Source organism: Zymobacter sp. IVIA_12111.31 C1, assembly GCF_047495495.1.
In the GTDB taxonomy this organism is placed as follows: Bacteria; Pseudomonadota; Gammaproteobacteria; order Pseudomonadales; family Halomonadaceae; genus Zymobacter.
Map to the genome: position 1 here is coordinate 1,872,613 of NZ_CP179930.1, position 24,120 is coordinate 1,896,732.

Genomic DNA, 24,120 nt, shown 5'->3' on the forward strand with positions numbered 1-24,120 from the left:
ACAACATGGCTGATAAAACGCTTACTTCGGCGAACAGCACCTTCTACTTGACCGTCAACAACTTGTACCCCACTCCGCGCAAGCTGGAAGGCTACAGCGCTGACAACATTTTCAGCACCGACGCGGTGGACTTGGCCGAAACGGTAATGGGTGCTGATGGCATTTTCCACGGCGGCAAGGTCTTCAATGCCACCCCGCAGGAATTCCAGCTGATGCCCGACTGCAATGGCTGCACGATCATGGCGAACTGGGTGCAAGCGCAGGAAACAGCGCGCGAGGTCTACAAGGCCAGCGCTACATTCACCATCCCATCAATCGGCAAGAAGTTCACCTGTACGGATGGCTTCCTGACCCGTGCGCCGAAATTCCCAACCGCTGGCCGCATTCTTCAGGCCATGCAGTTCACGATCCAGTGGGGCAGCGTTACCGTGGAGGACGTATAAATGGCACGCCGACAAGAGCAATACACGATCAAGGGTGGCCGCGATAACGGCAAGACCTTCCTGCTGACAGAGATGCCCGCAGATCAGGCTGAACAGTTCGCGTGGCGCGCTATTTCTGCTGCTGCGCGTGGCGGCCTTAACGTTCCTGCAGAAATGGCCGGCAGCGGCTTCGCAGGGTTGGCGCAGATGGGCTTCAACATGCTTATGTCGATCAGCTTTGATGATTTGCAGCCGCTGCTCTACGAGATGATGCAGTGCGTCGTGCTGGTCCCTGACACGAGCAAGCCCTCGGTAACGCGCCCTATTGATCGCGAAGACATCGAAGAAGCCAGCACATACTTCAAGCTGCGTGCGGAGGTGTTCAAACTGCACGTGGGTTTTTCGAAAGCCGCCGAGAGCTAAGCCTGACGCTCATCCCTGACCCGCCTTACGTCGATCGACTCGCCCGCTATACCAACGTCCCGCTCACTATCGCTACGGTTGTCTCTGCTCGCCTCGCGACGAAAGCGGAGCTATCGACCGTGCTCGGTGTGTGGGACTTGTACGAGCTGCTCGAGATCCACCAGATCGATAGCCACAACCGGTACGTTGCAGACAAGCACCATGCAAGGAGTAACTCATGAACATCGTTGACGCCCTTGTCGTGACGCTTGGGCTTGATTCGTCTGGCTTTGACCAAGGTCAGAAGAAGGCTTCCGACGACCTTGGCCGCATGTCCCAAGATGCCCATCGCGCACAGCAGTCATTCGACAGCATGGGCAATAGCATGTCGGCATCTGGCCGAGCCATGCAAAACTCAATGGCCGGACTGCCTGTACTGCTCCACGAGATATATGGCGCAATCGTTCGCATGACCGAACAAGTCACCGGGGTTGAGCAGATGACGCTTAGTCTTGAGGACTTCAATGGCCTAGCCGAACAAGCTTCCAAGGATGCGCGTGAAGCAGCTGGCGCCATGGGGGAAATGGGTGACGCTGCCAATGGCGCGGCAGGAAGCATCAACGATGCCGGCGGCTCGATTGATAGCGCAGCAGAAAAAACACGCCGACTTGGCGAAGCTGGCAGCAAGCTAGGTAAAGAGTTTGGTCGCTCAGGTGATCAGATGGCCCGCTCTCTTCGCGGTGTGGCCAATGAGATGCTAGGCGTTCTGGCGCTGTCCAAAGGCGGTAGTTTTCTCAGCGGACAAGTTGTAGATAGCGTCAACTCTCAGGCCGAGGTTGGACGCCAATCCGTCAATTTGGGAATGAGCCCGCGTGATCTCAAAGCGTGGGAGTCGGTATCAGAGCTCTACGGCGGCAGCGCTGATGAAGCGCGGCAGACGATCGGCGGCATCCGCCAATCGGTGTATGACAACATCTACAAAGGCGCAGAAGTCCCTCAGTGGGCCCGCATGCTCAACATCCAGCTGGATAACGGCAACGGCGGCATGCGCGATATGGAAGGTATCATTGCTGATATTTTCGATGGGCTAAAAAACCTTTCTCCCGACGATCAATCGTATGTTTCCCAGCAGCTTGTCGGCCTCTCTCCTTCGTTTGCAAACATGGCACACAAGGGCGGCGCAAACCTTCACGGAGAGTTAGCAGCCGCCCGAGAGCGCTCCGGCTTGACCGACGAAGGCGTCAAGAATGCCCAAGAGTTTCAGCGCCAGTCGATTGAGGCGCTACAAGGTCTTGAGGGCGCATGGAATAAATTCATAGGTGAAAACGCCCCCGCACTCACTCAAGCATTAGCCGGTATTACGAATGAGTTCGCTAAATTTGGCAAAGAGATTTCAGATAGCCTTGAAGACTTCAGTAACTTTAAAAATAAACATGCGAGTGGGGCGTCCCCTGTAGATCAAGCTGGTGACTATCTGGGCGTGCAGATTATCAAGGTTCTTACTGGCAAGGATGACGACGCTGCAGCAGAAACCGTGAAATGGATGAACGAGCTATATTCAGGCAAAAAGCAAGCACCAGACGGCGTCCTATACGATCCATCAGAGCTAGAAGGCGGCCCTACAGACGACCGCTGGAAAGACCTCAATTACTTCAAAAGGAATAGCCTTGAGTCACGAATTCAAGAAAGAGATGCCGGAGGCGAACCCTCTCCATGGAAAGGCAATCCTGAGTTGCGCGCGTATGACGAAGCCATCTGGGCTGAGCATCAGAAGCGGTTGGACTGGGAGAAGAAGCAGACAGAGCTCATCGAAAAGAATGGCTATAAGGCCGTCTACCCCTCGCTCCCCGAAGGCAGTCAGATAAAAACAGGACGCCTATCTAACCACGTCCCCATTGGTAGCTTCTCTACGCAAAGAGCCTCCGAAACTCCTGAAAACCCCAACTTGCTTAAGGATATGGGGCCCGTCAGATACGAAGGCGCGCAGTCAGTCGATGATGTTGCACAGCGCATTCTTTTCAAAGAGTCTCGTGGCCGAAGATATGACCAGAACGGGAATATCAAGGTCAACAAAACATCAGGAGCTACGGGCGAGTACCAAATACTCCCTTCAACTGCGCATGATCCGACACTCTGGAAGCGGTACAGAGTAAAACCGGCAAGGGACGACTCTCCTGATGAGTACGCGCGCGTTGCTCGCGATCTTATAGCTGCCTATCACCGCAAATATAACGGTGACTCCCAAAAGATCATGTCAGCGTATAACGCTGGCGACGGGGCGACCGATAGCGCAATTGCAAAGTGGGGTGCTGAGTGGCGCAAGCACATGCCGGGCGAAACTCGCGGGTACATGGACTTCGATCCGTCCCAAAAGAACTTTGGTGGCTACCCCGCCGAAAGATTAGCCAAGCAGCCATCCCGTGAAGAGCAGCAAGCTGTAGCAGGAATGCAAAAAGTCATGGAAGGCGTGCGTGACGCGCAATCTATGATGGGCAAAGGACAGCATCCCCAGTCTGTCGTTTCGCCGCAGCTGCAGGCACAGACCTCCCCCGCCATGTCCCCAGGCGTTCAGCAAGCAATGAGTAACGATAACCGCACCATCACCAGCACCACAGCCACACACATCGACAACGTCAATGTTCATGTGCCGGGCGGCAACTCGAAAGAGATTGCCGGTGGTATCGGATCGGCATTGCAGCGCCACCCGCTGATCAACGGAGCGAACTATGCCTAAGATCAATTTCCCCAGCGTCCCCATAGCAGAAGGCGTTCCGAGCTTGGCACGCTCTGCCTATGGAATCGCACAGAAGTCAGGCACTACTGGCCGCGCGATGGGGCTGACTGGCGGGCTGGCCGGAACGTTCCTCGGACAGTATCTCAATAGCATGCTGGCACCGACGTACGCCCTGCTCGACCGTAATGGCAACAAGCTGATTCAGCCTGACGGACCGGGTGAATTCGAGATGAAAGGCGATGCCAACATTTCAAACTATCCCGTAGAAGATGGCGGCTTCCAGTCATACAACAAGGTCGTTAACCCAGAAGAGCTGACGATCACTCTACTGTGCGGCGGACAGGGCCCAATGTCCCGTGATCGCTTTTTGGCACGCTGTCGAGAGTTAAAAAACGGCACCGATATTGTGACACTGGTCACTCCTGATCAGGTGTATCGATCAGTGGTGTGTACTGGCATGGGGTACAGCAAAACATCGCGCAACGGTGCAACGCTGTTGACGGTCACTCTTCCCTTCAAAGAAGTGCGCGATGGCGCGTCATCAACGTATGCCAAGGCCAAGCGCGACAGTAGCAACCCCATTCAAGAGTCGGGCAAGGGCGAAACGAAGAGCAAGTTCGAGACAACGATGGACGACTGGGGGGTTACGGACGGGCTCAAAAAAATCAACAACCTAATGAAGGATGTCGGCGATACCGCCAGCGATGCCGCATCATCTGCCAGCGACGCGCTTAGCAAGGCTGGCGAGGGAATAGGAGATGCTGGCCGTTACTTTGGAAAATACGGGATCGGCTGATGAATATCCAAACAATCACTTTGCAGCAGACCCCATCACAACAGCTTGATCTTTCGCTAAATGAGCAAGCATGCACATTGAAAGTGGGCCAGCGCAGCGGGAACGTCTACGTCGATCTGTACGTGAACAACTCCCCCATTGTGACGGGGGCATTGGCACGGGATCGCACGGGGCTGACGCGACATGACTACCTGCCGTTCAAGGGCGAGTTACTTTTCGTCGACACGCACGGTACAGATGATCCGCAGTACACAGGGTTCGGCGATCGCTGGCAGTTGCTATATCTGTACGAATAGCGCTCCGCGCGGCGCCCCGCTCAACAATCCCTATCCATAGACATGCTCGACACCATCACTACGGTGGCGGGCTTTTGCAGGTGAATCATGGAGCTGAGCAAGAAGCGTATAAGCGTGAAGTTCAACCTTGGGCAAGGAGAATTTGGTACCGACCTTGGCCCCGACGTCCTGCTTAAGGGCTATCGGTGCTCGGCAGAGATCAGTAACGTATGCCTCGGAGTCGGATCGAAGCTAGCGCTAAGAATCTATGGCATTCCCCCGTTGATCATGAACAAGCTGTCGACTCTGGGCATGACACAAAGCCTGATGTCCAAGAATAAAGTGTCCGTGCTCGCAGGAGACAGCAACGGAATGCAACAGGTTTTCTCAGGCACCATATTCAGTGCTTACGCAGACTACTCTGCGCAGCCGGATGTTCACCTCGTCGTTGATGCTAACGCAGGGTTCTTTGAGCAAATCTCATACGTTCCGCCAACAATGCTCCCGGGCGATGTTGAGGTGGCAAAAGTCATTGAGAGCATCGCAAATCAGATCGGTTGGACGTTCGTTAACCGCGGCGTCACCACGGTAATCTCTGATGTTTATGCTGACGGCTCGCCGATTGAACAGCTTCGATACCTAGCCAAGGCAGCAAACATCGCATGCTCGCTTGACAACGACTGCGTCACGATCTGGCCAAACGGAGTCAGTCCAACTGACGAGATCATCAGCATCTCTCCAGAAACAGGGATGATCGGCTACCCCGCCTTTAGCTCTGGCGGCATTGTTGTGCGCCACCTGTTCGACCCGCGCATCCATGTTGGCGGGCAGGTGCAGGTAGATACGTCGGTCCCGCAAGCATCCGGCCTATTCAATGTTCACCTCATGCAGCACCAGCTTTCATCTGAGACGCCAGACGGCCCATGGATCACAACTCTATTTATGAATGACTCGAAGATATTCGCCAAGGGGGGATCATTCTGATGTCCGGAGGAGGAATTCCTTACAGCCTCCCTTTCGCCGCAGAGGGAGATAGCCGCGTCAATTTCGACTTCGTGCTGCAGCGCATCATCGGCAAGAACCGCACGGTCACGCTGGTTCAGGTCGTCGCAGTAAAAGACGAGAACGGTAGCGGTCGCCCAAACATGGGTGCGGTTGATGTGCAGCCACTGGTCATGGAGAAAGACGCGCACGGCAAGCTGTACAGCAATGGCACGCTCTATAACGTGCCTTTTTTTCGTCTACAGGGCGGCAGCAACGCGATCGTTATCGACCCGCATGTGGGCGATATCGGCATCGCGGTGATTGCCGACCGCGACATCAGCAACGTGAAGAGCACCAAGGCCGAAGCACCCCCGGGATCGGATCGCCGCTACTCGCTTGACCAAGCACTGTACATCGGCGGTCTGCTCAATGGCGAGCCCCAGCAGTACATCAAGTTCACGTCGAAAGGTATCGACATCACCTCGCCTACTGCCGTGACCATCAACGCCCCCACTCTGACCTTTAACGGCAACGAAATGGTGATCAATGCAGCCAAATCGGTCACGACGCAGACTCAGACGATAACCTCCACTGCCAAGACCATAACCTTTAACGCTCAGCAGGCGTTCAATATTGTCAGCCCGCAGTCGGCCTATACCGGCAAAGTCATCATCAACGGCATCGACTTCGATACTCACAAACATCAGGACGTGCAGCCGGGCAAAGGCTTGACGGGCCTGCCATCGGCATAGGGACAGCATCATGGCAGTGAACAACAAGTGTGTGGCGTTCGATAACCCCGATACACAGATGCGTGAAGTCTATATGGGCGGCCGCCTCATCATGAACGCCTATCGCGATGAGATTCCCCTGCTCGGTGGTGTCTACGGCCGCCAAGTGTCATGGTATCTGTACACGCAAGGGCCGTGGCGCGACAACATCTTCTGGCCGCCGAAGGAGCGCTTCCGCGATGCCCTTCCGCCTGAGTATCAGAAGCAAGCGATACCGAGTAGCGAGGTCGACATCCCCGCAGACTCCCCGCCTATGCACGCATGACCACCGCCGACCTTGAGTCGGTTTTTTTACGCCTGTAGCTCGCCCTGTGCGGGCGTTTTTGTATCGGAGTGAGACATGGCGAAGACGCTGCTACTCGACCAGAAAGCATGGGACCTAGTACTTGACGCCTCGGGCAATATCGCCGTGGCAGACGCGCCCTATGCCACCGCACAAGACGTGGCCTGCGCCCAGCGCACCCTCAAGAATGACTGCTGGTACGACACCGAGCGAGGCATTCCCTACCGCGAGATGGTGCTGGGCGAACTGCCGCCAAAAGCATTGTTCCAGCACTGGCTCGAAGAAGAGGCCAAGCGCGTGCCGCTGGTCGACACGGCTACAGCGGTCATCACCTCTTTTGCTGACGGCAGAGTCGGCGGCTTCACCGAGTGCACGCTGACCACGGGCCAAACAGTCACCACGACCGTCTAAGGACTAACCATGGCAACAACCAACGTACCGGCGGTCACTTTCTCGACTGCCGGAGTATCAGTACCCAACGAAACGGACATTCTGTCGGGCCTGTTGGCCGATATCGACGCCGCTTTTGGCGGCGGCATGGACCCCGATATCACCACGCCGCAGGGACAGCTAGCACAGAGCTTGGCCGCCATCATCGGTCACGTGAACAACAATGCCGCGTGGATGGCCAACAACCTTGACCCAGACGTTGCATCAGGTCGAATGCAGGACGCGATCGGCCGCATCTACTACCTCGACCGCAATCCGGGATCAGGCACTGTGGTCACTGCTACCTGCCGCGGACGCGTCAATACCGTGATTCCGGCAGGCAGCCTCGCGCAAGACACCAACGGCTATATCTACGTGAGTACCCATGCGGGCACCATTCCACGCAGCGGCCAGGTAGACATCCAGTTCCAATGCCAAACGATCGGCCCCGTCGCATGCCCAGCCGGTAACCTGTCGCGTATCTACCGCAACGTCGATGGCTGGGAATCGCTGACGAATGCCGCTGCCGGCACCGAAGGCGCTTACACCGAATCCCGATCGGCTTTCGAGCTGCGCCGCAAAGAGAGCGTCGCGATCAATAGTCGCTCGACTACCCATGCGATACGTGCCCAGCTGCTCTCCACTACTGGCGTCGTTGATGCATACGTGTGGGACAACACCGACAACAAGACCGCTGAGCACGGCGAAACGAAGTACCCCGTCCCGTCCGGCAGCCAGTACATCTGCGTGGCCGGTGGTAACGCGGCTGATATTGCAGCGGCGATCTTCAAGTCCCGCAACACCGGAACGCCCATGGTTGGCGACACCGAGTACACAGTCGAAGATGACCAGTACCTCGACCCACGCCCGAAATACACGATGCGCTGGGTGACGGCCAAGGCCGCGCCGGTCTACTTCAAAGTCACGATCGCAAAGAACAACCGCATCCCGGGCAACTTCGAAGAGCTCATACGCGAGAAGATCGTCGACGCGTTCTACGGCACCGACGGCACCTCGCGCGCCCGTATCGGCAGCCGCATCCTGCCCGGCAAGTTCTACGGCCCAGTGAGTGACATCGACACGAGCATTGAAGTGCAGTCGATAACCCTCGGCTTTGATCATAGCGCTGACAAGACGTCGATCACTGCCGGCGCGGACCAGCGCCCCACCATCGAAACCGCGAATATCACCGTGGAGGCCGTATGACAGAGCCTCTCGTAGCCGATTTCGACTGGCGCAAAACGCTGATGACGCAGTACGCCAATAGCCCGACGATCTGCGAACTGATTGAGCGTTTTCACGGCGCAACGGTGCTAGCCACGCAGCGCGCAGCCGAGCAGTTTTACAGCATGATCTGGAACATCGACACCGCTGTCGGTTACGGGCTGGACGTGTGGGGCAAGATCATCGGCGTATCGCGCCAACTGCAGGTGTCCGGCAACGTCGCATACCTAGGCTTCAAAGAGCAGTATGCCGAGTCAACGCAGAAGATCGGGCCGCAGCCCTTCAACGTTGCCCCCATGCGCCCATCAACCACCGATAACGGCGTCTACAAGCTCAATGATGATGCGTACCGGCTGCTGATCCTCAGCAAAGCCATGAGCAACATCACCGACTGCTCAATTCCCAGCATCAACCGCCTTCTCTCATACCTGTTCAAGGATCGTGGTCGCGCCTACGTCGTCGACTACTTCGACCGCTCGATCGGCCTGCACTTCGATTTTCAGCTTACCGCGATCGACTTGGCCATCCTTTCAAATACCGACGTCATGCCGCGACCGGCAGGCGTCAGCATGTCTCTGGAGTAACTCATGAAGATCACTGACGCTCCTGCGCTGATCACTACGCCTTTCGCACAAAATGGCACCCGCAACGATATCCCTGCCACAGGTGATGGCCTCGGCACAGGCCGCGCATCGCTCGCCACAGGCTTTCCTGACGAAACCATGAAGCCGATCACGGCTGGCGGTGTACCTCCGTTCGGCGCGGACTTTAACGGCATCCTGTATGCGCTCAGCAACGCGGCCCGCTTCTACGGTGCTGGCGGCCACTACAAATTCAATGCTGACTTTGCATCGAAGATCGGCGGTTACCCGATGGGCGCCACGGTTCAGGCCTCTGACAACATGGGCCACTGGCTCAATGTGGTTGAGTCGAACAGCACTGATCCGGAAAGCGGCCTCTCCACGGGTTGGCTGCCGCTGGCGGACCATAACGGCACCGCCACCGTCACGCTGACGGGCAACACCACCCTCACCCCATTGCAGGCAGCCAAAGCCAACCTGCGCTTCACGGGTGCGCCCACGGGCAACGTTACCGTCACATTCCCCGCGTGGACCAAGCGCTACTCGATCATCAATGACTGCACTGGCAATCAGTCAATCATCTGCACCACGGGTAACGGCGAGTCGATCAGCATCAAGAACGGCGCAAAGTATGAGGTCGGCTGCGATGGCAACAATCTGACAATCGCCACAGTCAACGCATCGCAAGTGTTCGCCGAGCCTAATAAGAACGTCAGCGCGCTAGATGCCCCGACAGTGCAGCAGATCATCAATGCCCTCGGCAGTGCAGCGGCACATTCGGCAAGTGACTTTGATGCTGCTGGTAACGCAGATGCTGTTAAAAAATTGTGCGTACTGAAAGACTACATTTCTTACGCTGGATGCGTGGGAGGTGACGGCACTGACCCTTATTTCATGCTAGCTGCCACCGGCGGTCTAATTCGCTTAGCGACACGAGAGTTTGCGCGACAGCAAGCAGATGACCTAAAAGGCTCTTTGGGTTCTGCAGCGTATAAATCTTCAGGAGACTTTGACGCTATCGGTGAAGCCGATAAAGTTAATAAAGAGCTTCAAGATTATAAAACAGAAGTGCAGAACAGCTACGTTAATCGAGACTTTGTAAAGACTTTGGGGCTTTTAAATGGGCGACCGTACGTAAGGGCTCTTGATGATGTTATCACACAGCTAGCTGATACCGATGATCTAGACTGGCTGCGCGCAAACTTAGTATATAGAGATGGGATTGCCGTTTTAGGAAAACTAAGCGACGGCACTCTATATGTGAAAGATTCATCTTCAAATATCGACGTGGTTGTTAAAAAGACCGAACTTTCTGACGGTGCATATATGTGGAAAAGCTCGGCCGGAGTGGATGGTCTGGTCGGCAACGCTAAAGAGGTCATGACAACTGCTCAAGGCGTTGAATTGCGCAATATGACCGTCAGAAAAGTTAGACTCGGCCAGCCGATCTCATATGACATGCAATCAAACACGGTTTATTCGCAATCGGGCCATGTAATCTCTTCTCTACGAATAACCGGGGCGGTTGATGGAAGCATGGATAGCATTACTCTTCGACCAATTCAATATCTTATTAACGGGACATGGTACACGGTAGAACAAGTATGATTACTTTGAAAAACTTTTCTAAATACACACCAATTAACAACCCAATGGCAGGGATGGCGCTTTTTCTCGTTTCTGCTGATGGACAAGACTGGTATGAGTCGCAACGGCAGTTTGGCTTAAACACTTGGAAGATTGAATACGAGAGCGACGGAACTATCGTGGCGGCAACAAAAGACGTCAGCGGGCTAGCCCCCATCGGGCACTCCGTGTCAGAAATAGAAAGCCTTCCAGAAGGATTTTCTGTAAACGGGGCGTGGAGATTTGACGGCGAGAATATTGTGCAAGACGCAGGGAAAATAGCAAAGCGCGAGATGCAATATCGAATATCCGAGGCCGACAAGGTCATTGCTGTTTTGTCTAGCGAGCGCGACGCAGGGATCATCTCTGACGATGATCTGGTTCGCTGGAAAGCATGGGTGGCTTACCGAAAGGTGCTGCGAGAGCTAGACGTGACAGCCGCCGACATTAAGTGGCCTGCCAAGCCAGAATGACCGCCCCGCTCTGTCGGGGTTTTTTGTGCCCGCCTTGGCTAGCGGGCACACTTCGTTTCGCTTTTATTTGCAGTTCTGGTAATGCTCATGAGCGAATACAAGTCCATCTTCTGTTATTCCTATCTCAGCCCTTCCTGGCTTATTCGAGCATCCTTCAGGCCTACCTGCCTTAGCTGCAGAAAGCACAGTTCCCATCCGACCAATGACATCTACACACCCTATTTTTTCAAGATGCTCAAGACCTTTTTCTTCCAATTCATGCAGAGTAACAGTATCAACAACAACTGGTCTATAGCTATTATTTTTACAAAGGCTATAAATTTCACAAAAAACTTCTTTTATTATACTTATACTATACATAACTCTATTAAATCCATCGGGAGTCAAGCGAAAATTTACGTCTCCAAAATTACCGGGGGTAAACATTTCTGTGCTAAAGCTCATTGACGTTTTGTTCTCTGTGCCTGCTATTAATCCTTTTGTTACAAGACTTGACGCAATATACTCTAGCTCCAAGACAGGAAGTTTATAAAAACTTTTTTTTATTTCTTCAAAAGGCACCAATGATTCTATCAACTGCATATCCCTATTATTATTTTTAAATTTTGCTATTTTGTAAATAATAAACAGAAATACGTCCTCATTCGTCATTCGAAACTCCAAAAATTAAATTTATTCACGTAGCGTAGGTAAAAGTATTGAGATTATTCTGGAGTCATTGCATCCTTTCTTGATGCCGCTCTAATGCTCTAAGTAGATCACTTGACTGTAGACCCCAGCAACATTCTCTCTTCTTACGCCATCTGCGCCTTTGCGTAACCGCGATTCCAGCCATGCTCTCGTGACAGTGTAGACAATGTATGATACCAGCCATAGCTTTCGTTTTTCATACAGCGCATTGACCTGCATCTATCACGGTGCCACATTGATATCACGAACAGTCTCTTATGCCGTCTGCCGTCTCAGCAAACAAACTCCTGTACACCCATGTGTACCCCAGAGCAAAAAATAAAACTTAACCAATTGTTTTTATTAAAGAGTCCAATCCCCACGCTCGGCACCAATACGAAGAAAGCCCCGTAAATTTAAAGTTTACGGGGCTTTTGTCTTTTTGGTTTTGTAGCAGTTTTTGTAGCAAAACAGTGTTCTTCCCCCCCCCCCTACTTTCCTTATTTTTTGCACCCATTTTTTAGTCATTTCCTAACTCCTAAAGAAAAAAACATTAGCCTGCTATCATAATCCCTCCAATCAAAACTGCACTTTTGTGCAGTGTCTCTTTGATGACAACTCAATATTAAAGAAGTATTATTAAAAAGCAGTTTTTAATAGAAAAATAGAGGGAGTTAGGTATGTCACGCTTAGAATTTGATGGAATGAAGCATGAAATTACATTGTACAATTCAAAAGAAGAAATTGTAGGAACGTGGGAAGCTCAAAATAATATAGATCACATTGTTAAAGATATGCGTCATTTGCCAGATAAATCTTATATAGTACAAGACCAACATTCGCCACATCGCCACAACACTCCTGGTGTAGATACTGCTGATGGAGAATATGGAACTTGTGGTATCGTAAGATTTTATACACCTAAAACCCCTTACAATGAAAAGCATGAAGGGGTTGGTGTGCATGCAGGTCGAGAACATTATTATCGCAGACCTGGGCCTCAGCATCCGACAAAGGGGTGCATTAGAACAACAGAAGAAGCGATGAAGGCAATAACTAAACTAATGCAATCAGATGCGCTTCAAACTGTGACAGTGAAAAACAATATGTTTAAAGGAAAAAAATGAAAATTTTAATAACTTTTTTTTATATTTTTCTATCTATCATTTCTGTACAAGCTAAAGAATGCGCTCATTCTTTATATGAAAAAGCAGATAATGATGCTGTTAGATTTGAAAATTGGAGACAAGTATATGATTATGAAGAAAAATACAATGGATGTATTGGAAGTGATACATCTGAAATTTTGTCAGAAAGTATTGTACGTATATTAGCAGAAAAATGGGAACAACTTCCTGATTTAAAAAAACTAATTAAGAAAAATAAGAAATTTGAAGAATTTGTGTTTTCAAGTATAGATAGTACGGTTTCAGGAGATGATTTGCTAAAAATAAATGATCTAGCAAAAAAACAATGTCCTAAAAACTCACAAACATTATGTTCAAAAATAGGACGTAAGGCACTAAGAGCATACAAAGAAATGGATGAATTTTGATTAATACTTATTGTTTTTAAGCCCATTAATAAATGGGCTTTTTATTTATCAAAAAAGTATGTTATAATATATACACAAAATAATAAAAATAGGCATATAAAATGAAGAAAAAAATAGTTATAGGTACATTATTATTGTCATCCACCAACCCCGCTTTTGCTGACGACATCGCTCCACTTCCTGTAATAAGTGGCCCTGTTGGTCTGCACACGCAAATCGGAAATAGCGTTATCAAAGCCAGATCGTCGTTATCATAAGCCCCTCTAAATAACATTCAGCATAAATCAAGATATATTGTGCCAACTGACTCTTGGTCCAGTAGCTAGGCCTGTTCATATTTATTTATGGTAATCACTATCCCGAATATCCAATGGACAAGATAAAATGAACAGTTCATGGCAAGTAGATTTATTTAACAGACTTAATGATTCAACAAATATGCAGGATGTTCTAGATTCTGCTTTGAAAACAACGAGAAATTTTGGCTTTGAATTCTGTGGGTGGCGATCAAAGCTGCCAACACCGTTATCTCAACGCCGTTTTTCCGTGATGAACAGCAATGAGGACAGGCTGACTCAGGAAAGAGAAAATGGCTACTATGATGACGCTCCTGCTGTAAGACACTGCGCTACCTCCAATGACCCCTTTTTCTGGAATGGTACAACAGAAGACGAGGCATTTCTGAAAGCCCCTGCATTATTTGAAGAGTATTACTCCACGGGACACTTTGCCGGGTGGGCACAGTCCGTTGTCGAAAATCGCAATATGTTCAGCATGTTCTACGTCGACAGCAAGTTCAGAATGACCACAGAGGACATTCAACACGTTGACTTGAAGTTGCAGTGGGTAGCCACTGCCGTTTTATGCAAAATGTATCAAATACGGCTACAGCCCGATATACAGCTTTCCGAACGTGAAAAGGAAGTACTGCGATGGTCCGGCGATGGAAAGACGGCCTCGGAAATCAGTCAAATACTCAAGTTGAGTAGCAGCACCATAAACTTTCATATGCGCAGCGCAATGTTCAAGCTCAGTGCGCCAAACAAGACCGCAGCGGTTATCAATGCGATCTATCTCGGTCTTTTGAATTGATAAAAGTACGGCGAGACACACTGGTTAATGGGTATCGTCTTATCTGAGATGCTGAGACCGTTTCATGTATACCTGCCCCTGCCTAAGCACCTCGGTGTACAGATGGGTGTACACGGCATATTTCCATGAGTGGGCATAGGATATGTGGCATATGGAGGCAAAGATACCGAAGAGCCCCTTATACAGAGGGGATTACGGCGAGACTAGGAAAGCGTTGGGGAATACATATTGGAGCGGGCAACGAGACTCGAACTCGCGACATTCAGCTTGGGAAGCTGACGCTCTACCAACTGAGCTATGCCCGCTTATAAAAAAGAAGAGGCACTGATGACAGCGCGAGGCAGAGACTACCAGCAAACCCTTACCAGCGCAAACGGTAGGTGGGCCACCTTCCCAAAGGGATAGCCCTCCTACCGCGTACTATCGAGCGTCACTCAGATCATGGTGCTCTACATTAAAATACGTACTCTGCACTGACACCAACATTTCTACCTGGCTGCGAGTAACGTTCTATGCCCGCATAGCTGGATGACAACCCCCTCACGTCATCCCAAACCCAGTAGCGCTTGTCCAGCAGGTTGAAGACACCGCCACGCACCGTCAGGTGCTCGCCGAGCTTCACATGCCCGGTCAGGTCGTAGAGCTGATAAGCCGATGGCGCATACTGCGCACTGCCCGCATCGTACTGGCTGACATGGTTGACGTAAGTGGCTGCCAGTTCACCACCCCAGCGATGACTTGGTGCGTCATAACCAGCGGCTACCACAGCCTGTACGGGTGGAATGGACTGAATGCTCGTACCCTGCTCAAGGTTCTTGCCTTCGATATAGGCAGCGGCCATGCGACCGTACCACCCTTCGCTCGCGCCAAAGGCTCGGTGCAGATCAAGGCGTCCCTTGAACTCAACACCGCGAATAAGTGCACGATCAAGGTTAAGCGAGGTGTATTCACCAAGGGGATAGTTGGCCGTATCAAGGCTTACCGCTGTCTGCGTTTCGATAAAGTTGCGATAATCGGTGTAGAAGCCGGTTACTTCGCTTTCACCGAGTGCCCCATTGAACCTTACCCCCGCCTCCACGAAACGACTGTGCTCAGGTTTCAGATCGGGGTTAGCCACAATACGGTACCCACGACCACTGTCGTAGTCGTAATACAGCTCTTCATAGGAAGGCGCTCGGAAGCCCACTCCGCTCTTGCCGAATAACTGTACGCTGAGGGTCAGGTTCCAGGTTCCACCCAGCTGACCGGTAACGGCACGCCCGTCTGCTCCGCTATAGTCCTGAGAAGTCAATTCATCGCGATGAAGATCGTAGCGATAACGATCAAAGCGAATTGCGGGCGTTAGTGACCCACGGTCATCTGCTAGCGACAAACGGTCCTGTAGATAAAAGCCTACGCGTGTCGCCGCCCCTGGTGGAGAGAAGCGTCCCACTGTATCGGCACCCGTGGTCTTGTTGAGATCGTGGTTCAGGCTATCGTACTGGTCTCGCTTAAGAGTGACACCGTAAGCGATCTGCTGCGGTATGGCCGTATCTAGATGGCGCACCAGATCCAATTTCAGCTGCCAGCTGCGCTGCGTGAAATAACGATCGACCAAACGTGGATAGGCATTTGCGCCACTGCCGTAATTCATTGCGCTATCGTTGACGGTACGCGTTCTTTGCCAGTCAAGACGCCAGTGCGCTTCGTCAAACAGTGCGGTATCCAGCAACACGTCCTGATAAAGCCCCAGCCGTTCGCGCGTGACCGAATCATCTGTCATGTAGTCACGGTAGGTACTGGTTTCCGATGAATACAGATGGCGTTCCGATGAAGAACGGTATTTCTGAGCTACGACACCAACACGCTGCCTGTCCGTGTGTTTCTGGAGCTTAAATAAAACATCGTAGTTACTAATGTCCCCCGTATCGGGTGTCGAGCGAGCGCTGCCGCTGGTGCTGTCACTGCGCCCAGAGCCAGCATGACTTTCAGCAGGATCTCCCTTGCGATGCGTCAATACCAGCATGGACTCCAGATCGCCCCGCCGTCCCGCCAGTGTCGTACTTTCGAAAAACGTACGACTACCGCTGCGGTAACCCCCTTTCACGCTGGCGTAGGTGTCGTCCCCTTCAGGCAACAGTACGTCTTCGGGTGATTTAAGACGCATGCTCACTACACCACCGAACCCTGAACCGGCAACGGCATCGCCCCCTTTCACGATCGAGATATTGGAAAGCGACTCGATATCGGTATTGACGCGCCCACTGCTCAGGTACGTGGAGGTCGGTCCATAGCGCTCGGCCATGTCTAGGCCGTCAAGGTCGATAGCAACCCGGTTGCCATCCAGCCCCCGGACATTAAACCCTTCTTGACCGAAACGGCCTTTGTTTGTCACCAGCACGCCAGGTTCATAACGCGTCACGTCCGCAATTGAGCTGGCGATCTGATCGGCCATCTGTTCTGCACTCATGCTGGCCGTTGCGCTCTGCTCTTTCGATACCTGTTGAACGGGCGAGGTGGAGAGCAATCGTTTGGCCGTCACCAGAAACGTCGCATCACTTTCGCTGGTCGAGGATGCCGAAGTAGGCGATTGATGTGCCGTTTCTGCCGCGCGGGCACCATATAGGGGAAGCGCCACTATCAGCGACGAAAATGTCAGCGGTAGCAAACGGGAGCTTGAGGTCGGCTTGGTCAAGGCTGATCGCGTCATGGGGTTACATTCACTTGTAATGTCGACAGGAAAGGCACGCTAGGCGGCCCGTGCATCTCTTCTAATGAGAAATATTATCATTAGCATTTACACGGTAGCGTAATTCGTTTTCAATGTGTACCGTTTTAGTCAACATTAAATCGGCGGGAAGCATCAGATGAAAAGAACGGCTCGAAGGGTTCCACGCTGGCTGCATGCCAGCGCGTTCGCGATCGCTATGCTCAGTGCTACGGCGCAGGCGGCCACCAGTCGAACGGTAGCCATTGGTGGAGATGTTACAGAAATCACCGCGGCGCTAGGCCAGACCCGCCAGCTGGTCGGGCGTGATGATACGGGGACGTATCCCGCCGAAATAGCAGCGCTGCCTTCAGTAGGCTATATGCGCCAGCTGACATTGGAAGGCGTGCTATCGCTGCACCCTCGCACATTGCTGGTGAGCGAAGCCGCTCAGCCCACAGAGGTAATAGATCAGCTGGAAAGTAGCGGCCTGCGGGTCGTACGCATTCCGGCCCAGCATGACTTGCCTTCAATCGTACGTAAGGTCGAACTGATCGCCGAGGCCCTCGGCGCACAGGTACAAGGGCGGACACTTGCGGCTCATCTGAAAGCGCAGATCCAGCAGATAGAGACATTGCCCAAGCTCTCGGTTCGTCCACTGTATCTCATGAGCCACGGCGGCGGCGCGCCGATGGTAGCAGGCCACGGTACGGCGGCCGAGGCGGCCCTAACACTGGCAGGCGTCAATACGAATGCGCTTCCTGACATTAGCGGCTACCGACGACTGGGCAGTGAATCACTCAGTACGCTGAATCCCAGCGTCATCATCGTTCCCGCCGCAACGCTGAACACCATGGGCGGTGCCGCCGGGCTATGGGCCATTCCCGGAATGAACACGACCGAGGCTGGGCGACATCAACGGCTGGTCGTCGTTGATGAGCAAGCATTGCTAGGGTTCGGTGAGCGAACACCTACTGCCTTACTGACCCTGCATGCGGACCTTGCCCATCAGGCGGCACAATGAAGACAAGCATTCGTGCTCAGCGGGTGATGCTGCTGTTGGGGATTACCCTAGTAGGGGCAGTCGCTATCGGAGCCTGTAGCGGTGCACTAGGGCTACCGCTGTCGCTTGATCTGGGCGCACCACAATGGCGGCTGTGGTGGCAACTGCGCCTACCCCGTGTGCTGCTGGGGCTCTTGATCGGTGCCATGCTGGCAGCGGGAGGAACCGCCATGCAGGGGCTGTTCCGCAATCCGCTGGCTGATCCAACGCTGCTGGGACAAGCCAATGGTGCCGCACTGGCTGTCGCGCTATGGGTCGTGGTATTTGACAGCCTGCAACTCGACCTGCCGCTTCCCATGCAGGCCATTGCCGGGTTCATTGGCGCACTGGCCGTCAGCCTGATCATCTTCCATCGAGGCCATCATCATCAAGGCTCCAGCGCTATGATGATGCTGCTACTAACCGGGATGGCCATCAGTATTCTTGCGGGCGCCATCAGCGGTCTGCTGGCATTTCTGGCCAGCGATGAACAGCTGCGGCAGCTCAGTCTATGGGGCATGGGCAGTCTCGCCCACGCACCGTGGTCAAGCGCCATCGTGGCACTCATCATCATTCCACTGGCGTTGCTCTCTCTGCTGAAGAGCGCCCCCGGCTTGGACCTGATGCAGCTGGGTGAGCATACCGCCTATACCGCAGGACTCGATACCGCTCGCCTCAAGCGCCGTGTCATTCTGGCCACGTCACTGGGTGTCGGTTTGAGCGTCGCACTCGCAGGCATCATCGGCTTTCTGGGATTAATGATTCCTCACGCCCTCAGGCTGGTGCTGGGACCCAGCCATCGCTATCTCATGCCGGCGTCAATGCTGGCCGGAGCGACGCTGCTGGTTATGGCAGATGCGCTGGCCCGTACGCTTATTCTTCCTGCCGAACTGCCGGTCGGCTTGTTGATCAGCCTGCTGGGCGGCCCTTATTTCTTGTGGCAGCTGCGCCCAATAGGAAGAACCACATGATGACACTGGATGCAATCGCACTCGCGGGAACACCTCATCTTGCACCGCTGAGCGATACGCTCAACGCCGGTGAACTGGTGGGCATCATTGGGCCCAACGGTGCGGGCAAAAGCACGCTGCTCAGTCTGCTGTCGGGATACCGAACGCCCACGATGGGCCAAGTCGTGATGGACGGCGTTCCCCTAGCGTCAATACCTCTGGAAGTGCTGGCCCGACAGCGTGCGCTGGTCGCTCAGCGTGAAGCAGAGGGGTTTGACTGGCAGGTACGCGACTACCTGATGCTCGGCAATGCACTTGATGACAGCCATCAATGTAGCGTGCTGGCCGCACAGCTAGGACTCACCGATTTTCTTTCCCGCCACCTGCATACGCTGTCCGGCGGTGAGCGGCAACGGGTCAGCATTGCCAGAGCCTTGTGTCAGCTCCGCCTGCTCGATACACAGGCCCCCACTACGCGCCTGTTGTTGCTGGACGAGCCCACCAGTGCATTGGATATCGGGCAGCAACAGAAACTGATGCGTCTGCTGATCAGGCTGACGCGCCAGTACGGTCTGACGGTCGTCTGCGTGCTGCACGACCTGTCACTGGCGGCTACCTACTGCCACCGACTGTGGCTGATGGACAAGGGCGTGCGCATCGCCGCGGGCCATGTCCATGACGTTATCCAGCCCCACATTATCGCTAATGCCTTCGATGCGGATGTCACGATTGACCCCATCCGCTCGGACATCCTTCACCTCACCCCGTAACAACAGACGCTTGATCCGCGTTTATCAGGAGCTCCCATGTTCATCGCCACCAACCGTTTCAAGGTCCTTCCCAGCGCCGCTCACGATTTCGAACAGCGCTGGCTGTCTCGCGAAGTCTATCTGCATACGCTGCCGGGATTTCAGCGCTTCCAGCTGCTGCGTGGTCCGGCAACCGATGACTATGTGCTCTACGTGTCCAACATCGAATGGGCATCACGCGATGATTTCGAAGCATGGCGCACTTCGGAAGCGTTCCAGAAAGCCCATGCGCCAGACCGTACCCATGCGCATATTGGCATGCATGTCGCTCCGCCCGCCTTCGAAGGGTTCGAGGTCATACAGGCACTGAACGAACAGGGTCAGACGCTGCTGAAGGCGTGATGACCGACTACTGATGTGGCAAGTGCGTCACCCGCGCTGCATCACGGCATACTCATAGGCACTTATATATAACCTCATATATAAAAAGGGGCCGTCTGCATTGGCAGATGGCCCCTTTTCCACGCTCTTTTCGCTATCGCGTGATTACGCTGCTGCGATATACGCGTCCAGTTCGTCGTGCAATGCCTGCTGGCGAGCCGCTGATGCAAACGTGGCATCAATGGCATTGCGCGTCAGCGTTACCCACTGTTCGCGGGACAGCGAGAATGCTTTCTGAACGGCAAGGAAATTATCGTTCATGTAGCCACCGAAATACGCTGGGTCGTCGGAGTTAAGCGTCACCTTCAAACCCGCCGCCAGCAACTGCGGTAACGTATGATCTTCCATACGGTCGATCACTTTCAGATACAGGTTCGACAGCGGGCAAACGGTAAGCGGAATATGCTCTTCCGCTACTCGTTTCATCAGCGCGTCGTCTTCAACGCAGCGCACACCGTGGTCAATACGCTCAATCTTCAACAGATCGAGTGCCTGCTGGATATAATCTGCCGGCCCTTCTTCACCCGCGTGTGCCACCGCATGGAAGCCTTCCGCACGTGCACGTTCAAAGACTCGTACGAATTTCTCCGGCGGGTTGCCCACTTCAGCAGAATCCAAGCCGACACCGATGAAGTGCTCACGATACGGCAATGCCGCTTCGAGCGTGGCCAGCGCAGAGTCTTCTGTCATGTCGCGCAGGAAGCTCAGAATGATGCTGCTGGTGATGCCCAGCTCTTTTTCTGCTTCGTTGCACGCACGGTTCAGTCCGGCGAACTGAACGTCCAACCCAACGCCGCGCTCCAAATGCGCCTGCGGGTCGAAGAAGAACTCGACGTGCCTGAGGTTATCCTGCGCACAGCGAGTGAAGTATGCCCATGCCAGATCGAAGAAATCCTGCTCGGTCTTCAGCACGTTCATGCCCTGATAGTACAGGTCAAGGAATGACTGCAGGTTGTGGAAGTCATACGCGGCACGCAGCTCGTCGATGGTGGCATAGGGCAGCGCCACGCCGTTGCGCTCGGCCAGGGCGAACATCAGTTCCGGCTCCAGTGTGCCTTCGATGTGAAGGTGAAGCTCGATCTTGGGCAGTCCACAGATGAATTCAGTTAGGCTCATTCTCGATCCCGTCATGGCATATTTCAGTTATGACATGACCCTCGCAATGAACCGATATCGAGTTGCGATACCAGGTTGCGAGGGCCATGTCATAGTGTATGGGTAATATTATGGCAATAATTACCATAAGTATGAACCCTTATGCCCTTCTTTCACGCTGGAAATCCGTTCACCAAACCCCTAGACTCTTGGCTTTAAGACAATAAAGGAAACCCGCTTGTCCACCTCACCAGAAGGCCCTCACCGATGTTGGCCATTCACATCTCTTCTGCTGTATACCTCGACAAGCCCGCTGCGGCAGGCGACCTCTACCCATATCCATGTCGCTGAGGGGCTGACAGCACGGTCTGTCCGCGCCGCTTTCAACGCCTTTTCACTTCGCACATCTCACTGTGCATCGTTCATTTATGACGGAGATCTATCGTGATACTTGCCTGGCTCACCGATCCGACAGCCTGGGCGGGTCTACTGACCCTCGTACTTCTCGAACTGGTCCTGGGCATCGACAACCTTGTCTTCGTCGCTATTCTCGCGGACAAGCTGCCTCCTGAGAAACGCGACCGTGCACGCATCACTGGTCTGGCGCTGGCGCTGGTCATGCGCTTGTTGCTGCTCGTCAGCGTGTCGTGGCTCATGAAGCTCACCACCCCGCTGTTCCATATCCTGGATCACGGTGTCAGCATCAGAGGACTGATACTGATCGTCGGGGGGCTTTTCCTCATCTATAAAGCCACCAGCGAACTGCACGAACACATCTCGCCGGGGTCCAGCCATGCCACCGGCAAGCATGTCGAGTACAGCACGTTCGGTATCGTCGTGGCGCAGATCGTCGTGCTGGATGCCATCTTCTCGATCGACTCGGTCATCACCGCTGTCGGTATGGTCGAACACATCCCGGTCATGATGATTGCCGTGGTCATCGCCGTATGCGTGATGATGATCGCCAGCAAGCCGCTGACGCTGTTCGTCAGCAAGCACCCAACGGTGATTCTGCTCTGCCTGTCGTTCCTGCTGATGATCGGTTTCAGCCTGATCTGCGAAGGCTTCGAAGTGCATATCCCGAAAGGCTATGTCTACAGCGCTATCGTGTTCTCAGTGCTGATCGAAATGCTGCAGGAGCTGCGTCGTCGCCGTGTCACTCAGGCGGTCGGCCGTCGTGGTGGACGTCGCGCGCGTACGACTGAAGCCGTTATGCGCCTGATCGGTGGTCCTGAGCTGTCCATCCATACCGTGCCGGCCGAACGCCACGAAGTTTCCGCAGGCTCGGCTGACGTTACCGAGCGCGATCTGGAAGCCGTACCGCTGTTTGACGCTTCCGAGCGCCGCATGGTGATGGGCGTACTGTCGCTGGCTGAAAAGCCGATCGAAACGATCATGACCCTGCGTCAGGATATCGAAACGCTGGACCGCAACGACGATCATGCCACCCAAATCGCCACGATTGAGCACAGCCGTCACTCTCGCCTTGTCGTTGTAGACGGCGGCAATATCGACGAACCGGTGGGTATCCTCGACAAGCGTGAACTGCTGATCCCGCTGATGCACCAGCGCTCGGTGGACATCTCGAACTTGATTCAGCAACCGCTGGTACTGCTCGAAAACGTCTCGGTCATCGAAGCGCTTGAGCACTTCCGTAACTCAGGCCAGAGCATTGCCTTCATCGTCGATGAGTTCGGTACGCTGCAGGGCCTGACGACCATCAAGGACATTCTGCAAGAAATCGCAGGCGAGCTGCCAGAACCGGGCGAAAGCGCCAAAGAGATCGTGGTGGAAGTCGAGCCGGGCATCTTCGATATTGATGCCAGTGAAGACATTCACGACATCAACCAGTACCTGCCCTTGCCTCTTCCTGTCAGCAAGGACTATGCAACGCTTGCAGGACTTGTGCTGGACCGACTGGAATCGCTGCCCTACATCGGTACCGTAGTGGACATCGAAGACTGGCGTCTTGAAGTGCTGGGTGTGGAACGGCACCGTATCACGACCGTACGCTTGATCTTCAAGGACCATACGGCCGAACGCTAGACACAGGTTCGTAAATAACAAAAAGGCTTCCTCAATGAGGAAGCCTTTTTTATTGGTCTAAGGAACCGCTCCTCCCGTTAGAACGGGCGCGCATTCACGCCAACAAACGGGTTATGTAGCCGCTCATGACCCAGCGTCGTAGGTTCACCGTGCCCCGACAGTACCCGCATATCATCCCCCAGCGGCCACAGGCGTCGAATCGACGCTAGCAACTGTTCGGCATTGCCACCGGGCAAATCCGTGCGTCCAATACTGTGCTGGAACAGCACATCGCCTGCCAGCATGCAGCGCGCTTCTCGGTTGATGAACACCACGTGCCCCGGAGCATGACCCGGGCAGTGCATCACTTCAAACGATAATTGGCCCAACGCCAGCGTATCGCCTTCCTCCAGCCAACGCGTCGGCACATAGGTTTCAGGCACTGGCAGGCCAAACATCGCGGCGGCTTGAGGCAGTCCATCAATCAGGACCTGATCGTCTAGATGAGAACCAATGACCGGGATATCAAGGAGGTGCTGAAGTGCTGCAACGCCACCGACATGATCTAAGTGCGCGTGTGTGATCCATATCTGGGTAGGCGTTACCTTCAAGGACTGCACGACGGACAGAATGCGCTCGATATCGCCACCGGGATCGACGATGGCCGCCTCTCGCGTGTTCGAGCAATAGACGATGCGGCAGTTTTGCATGAACGGTGTCACGGGAACGGTTTCGTATTTCATGGCACAGCCTTCTCAGCAACGGGTTGTCAGTAACAGATGAAAGGCACACTGCC

At 53.6% G+C, this 24,120-nt stretch carries 25 protein-coding genes and 1 tRNA gene; 21 read left to right on the forward strand and 5 right to left on the reverse strand.

Features of this window, described 5'->3' with window-relative positions:
• The first annotated feature begins 5 nt into the window (after positions 1-5).
• From ACMHYW_RS08535 to ACMHYW_RS08595, 13 genes are all read left to right on the forward strand, one after another.
• The gene (locus tag ACMHYW_RS08535) at positions 6-443 is read left to right on the forward strand and encodes a phage tail fiber protein (protein WP_414499571.1); all 438 of its coding nucleotides are present in this window, start codon (positions 6-8) and stop codon (positions 441-443) included.
• Positions 444-845 (forward strand): hypothetical protein, encoded by a 402-nt coding sequence (locus ACMHYW_RS08540; protein WP_414499572.1) that lies wholly within the window; start codon positions 444-446, stop codon positions 843-845. It begins immediately after the preceding gene.
• 217 nt (positions 846-1,062) lie between these two features.
• Positions 1,063-3,558 carry a transglycosylase SLT domain-containing protein gene (locus ACMHYW_RS08545; protein ID WP_414499573.1) on the forward strand — a complete coding sequence of 832 codons (2,496 nt, stop codon included), beginning with the start codon at positions 1,063-1,065 and terminating at the stop codon, positions 3,556-3,558.
• Complete coding sequence (locus tag ACMHYW_RS08550; RefSeq protein ID WP_414499574.1) at positions 3,551-4,354, forward strand: phage baseplate protein; 804 nt, start codon at positions 3,551-3,553, stop codon at positions 4,352-4,354. The genes ACMHYW_RS08545 and ACMHYW_RS08550 overlap by 8 nt, the downstream gene beginning before the upstream one ends.
• The gene (locus ACMHYW_RS08555) at positions 4,354-4,650 is read left to right on the forward strand and encodes a phage baseplate plug protein (RefSeq protein ID WP_414499575.1); all 297 of its coding nucleotides are present in this window, start codon (positions 4,354-4,356) and stop codon (positions 4,648-4,650) included. The genes ACMHYW_RS08550 and ACMHYW_RS08555 overlap by 1 nt, the downstream gene beginning before the upstream one ends.
• A gap of 87 nt (positions 4,651-4,737) precedes the next feature.
• On the forward strand, positions 4,738-5,613 hold the full coding sequence (locus ACMHYW_RS08560) for a baseplate hub protein (RefSeq protein ID WP_414499576.1): 876 nt from the start codon (positions 4,738-4,740) through the stop codon (positions 5,611-5,613).
• Complete coding sequence (locus ACMHYW_RS08565; protein ID WP_414499577.1) at positions 5,613-6,365, forward strand: hypothetical protein; 753 nt, start codon at positions 5,613-5,615, stop codon at positions 6,363-6,365. Before ACMHYW_RS08560 ends, ACMHYW_RS08565 begins: the two co-directional genes overlap by 1 nt.
• 10 nt (positions 6,366-6,375) lie before the next feature.
• Positions 6,376-6,669, forward strand: a complete 294-nt coding sequence (locus ACMHYW_RS08570) for a hypothetical protein (RefSeq protein ID WP_414499578.1) — start codon at positions 6,376-6,378, stop codon at positions 6,667-6,669.
• 75 nt (positions 6,670-6,744) lie between these two features.
• Positions 6,745-7,098: a hypothetical protein gene (locus ACMHYW_RS08575; protein ID WP_038279288.1), complete on the forward strand. Its 354-nt coding sequence runs from the start codon at positions 6,745-6,747 to the stop codon at positions 7,096-7,098.
• 9 nt (positions 7,099-7,107) lie between these two features.
• Positions 7,108-8,322 (forward strand): baseplate J/gp47 family protein, encoded by a 1,215-nt coding sequence (locus ACMHYW_RS08580; RefSeq protein WP_414499579.1) that lies wholly within the window; start codon positions 7,108-7,110, stop codon positions 8,320-8,322.
• Positions 8,319-8,924, forward strand: a complete 606-nt coding sequence (locus ACMHYW_RS08585; protein ID WP_414499580.1) for a DUF2612 domain-containing protein — start codon at positions 8,319-8,321, stop codon at positions 8,922-8,924. Before ACMHYW_RS08580 ends, ACMHYW_RS08585 begins: the two co-directional genes overlap by 4 nt.
• 3 nt (positions 8,925-8,927) lie before the next feature.
• Positions 8,928-10,529, forward strand: a complete 1,602-nt coding sequence (locus tag ACMHYW_RS08590) for a hypothetical protein (RefSeq protein ID WP_414499581.1) — start codon at positions 8,928-8,930, stop codon at positions 10,527-10,529.
• Positions 10,526-11,020, forward strand: a complete 495-nt coding sequence (locus tag ACMHYW_RS08595; RefSeq protein ID WP_414499582.1) for a tail fiber assembly protein — start codon at positions 10,526-10,528, stop codon at positions 11,018-11,020. Before ACMHYW_RS08590 ends, ACMHYW_RS08595 begins: the two co-directional genes overlap by 4 nt.
• A gap of 63 nt (positions 11,021-11,083) precedes the next feature.
• Here ACMHYW_RS08595 and ACMHYW_RS08600 read toward each other — a convergent pair whose 3' ends face one another.
• Entirely contained in the window at positions 11,084-11,671 is a 588-nt protein-coding gene (locus ACMHYW_RS08600; RefSeq protein ID WP_414499583.1) for a hypothetical protein, read from the reverse strand.
• A 698-nt stretch (positions 11,672-12,369) separates the two neighbouring features.
• Here ACMHYW_RS08600 and ACMHYW_RS08605 point away from each other — a divergent pair.
• The 3 genes from ACMHYW_RS08605 (at position 12,370) to ACMHYW_RS08615 (ending at position 14,336) form a co-directional block, all read left to right on the forward strand.
• Positions 12,370-12,816, forward strand: coding sequence for a hypothetical protein (locus ACMHYW_RS08605; protein WP_414499584.1), 447 nt, complete (start codon positions 12,370-12,372; stop codon positions 12,814-12,816).
• Positions 12,813-13,244, forward strand: coding sequence for a hypothetical protein (locus ACMHYW_RS08610; RefSeq protein WP_414499585.1), 432 nt, complete (start codon positions 12,813-12,815; stop codon positions 13,242-13,244). The genes ACMHYW_RS08605 and ACMHYW_RS08610 overlap by 4 nt, the downstream gene beginning before the upstream one ends.
• A 384-nt stretch (positions 13,245-13,628) precedes the next feature.
• On the forward strand, positions 13,629-14,336 hold the full coding sequence (locus ACMHYW_RS08615) for a LuxR C-terminal-related transcriptional regulator (protein WP_414499586.1): 708 nt from the start codon (positions 13,629-13,631) through the stop codon (positions 14,334-14,336).
• Between the two features lie 229 nt (positions 14,337-14,565).
• Here ACMHYW_RS08615 and ACMHYW_RS08620 read toward each other — a convergent pair.
• Positions 14,566-14,641 (reverse strand) — tRNA-Gly (locus ACMHYW_RS08620).
• A gap of 149 nt (positions 14,642-14,790) precedes the next feature.
• Positions 14,791-17,025, reverse strand: a complete 2,235-nt coding sequence (locus tag ACMHYW_RS08625; protein WP_414499587.1) for a TonB-dependent hemoglobin/transferrin/lactoferrin family receptor — start codon at positions 17,023-17,025, stop codon at positions 14,791-14,793.
• Between the two features lie 157 nt (positions 17,026-17,182).
• Between ACMHYW_RS08625 and ACMHYW_RS08630 the strand changes: the two genes are divergently transcribed.
• From ACMHYW_RS08630 to ACMHYW_RS08645, 4 genes are read left to right on the forward strand one after another with little or no spacing between them, the layout of a single operon-like run.
• Entirely contained in the window at positions 17,183-18,046 is an 864-nt protein-coding gene (locus ACMHYW_RS08630) for a heme/hemin ABC transporter substrate-binding protein (protein WP_414499588.1), read from the forward strand.
• Positions 18,043-19,035, forward strand: a complete 993-nt coding sequence (locus ACMHYW_RS08635; RefSeq protein WP_414499589.1) for a FecCD family ABC transporter permease — start codon at positions 18,043-18,045, stop codon at positions 19,033-19,035. Before ACMHYW_RS08630 ends, ACMHYW_RS08635 begins: the two co-directional genes overlap by 4 nt.
• Entirely contained in the window at positions 19,032-19,784 is a 753-nt protein-coding gene (locus tag ACMHYW_RS08640) for an ATP-binding cassette domain-containing protein (RefSeq protein ID WP_414499590.1), read from the forward strand. Before ACMHYW_RS08635 ends, ACMHYW_RS08640 begins: the two co-directional genes overlap by 4 nt.
• A 36-nt stretch (positions 19,785-19,820) precedes the next feature.
• Positions 19,821-20,165, forward strand: coding sequence for an antibiotic biosynthesis monooxygenase family protein (locus tag ACMHYW_RS08645; protein WP_414499591.1), 345 nt, complete (start codon positions 19,821-19,823; stop codon positions 20,163-20,165).
• 144 nt (positions 20,166-20,309) lie between these two features.
• Here the strand turns inward: ACMHYW_RS08645 and ACMHYW_RS08650 are convergent, their stop codons facing one another.
• Positions 20,310-21,320 (reverse strand): adenosine deaminase, encoded by a 1,011-nt coding sequence (locus tag ACMHYW_RS08650; RefSeq protein ID WP_414499592.1) that lies wholly within the window; start codon positions 21,318-21,320, stop codon positions 20,310-20,312.
• A 423-nt stretch (positions 21,321-21,743) separates the two neighbouring features.
• Here ACMHYW_RS08650 and ACMHYW_RS08655 point away from each other — a divergent pair, with 423 nt between their 5' ends.
• Positions 21,744-23,345, forward strand: coding sequence for a TerC family protein (locus tag ACMHYW_RS08655; RefSeq protein ID WP_414499593.1), 1,602 nt, complete (start codon positions 21,744-21,746; stop codon positions 23,343-23,345).
• A gap of 77 nt (positions 23,346-23,422) precedes the next feature.
• Here ACMHYW_RS08655 and ACMHYW_RS08660 read toward each other — a convergent pair whose 3' ends face one another.
• On the reverse strand, positions 23,423-24,067 hold the full coding sequence (locus ACMHYW_RS08660) for an MBL fold metallo-hydrolase (protein WP_414499594.1): 645 nt from the start codon (positions 24,065-24,067) through the stop codon (positions 23,423-23,425).
• Positions 24,068-24,120: the final 53 nt, after the last annotated feature.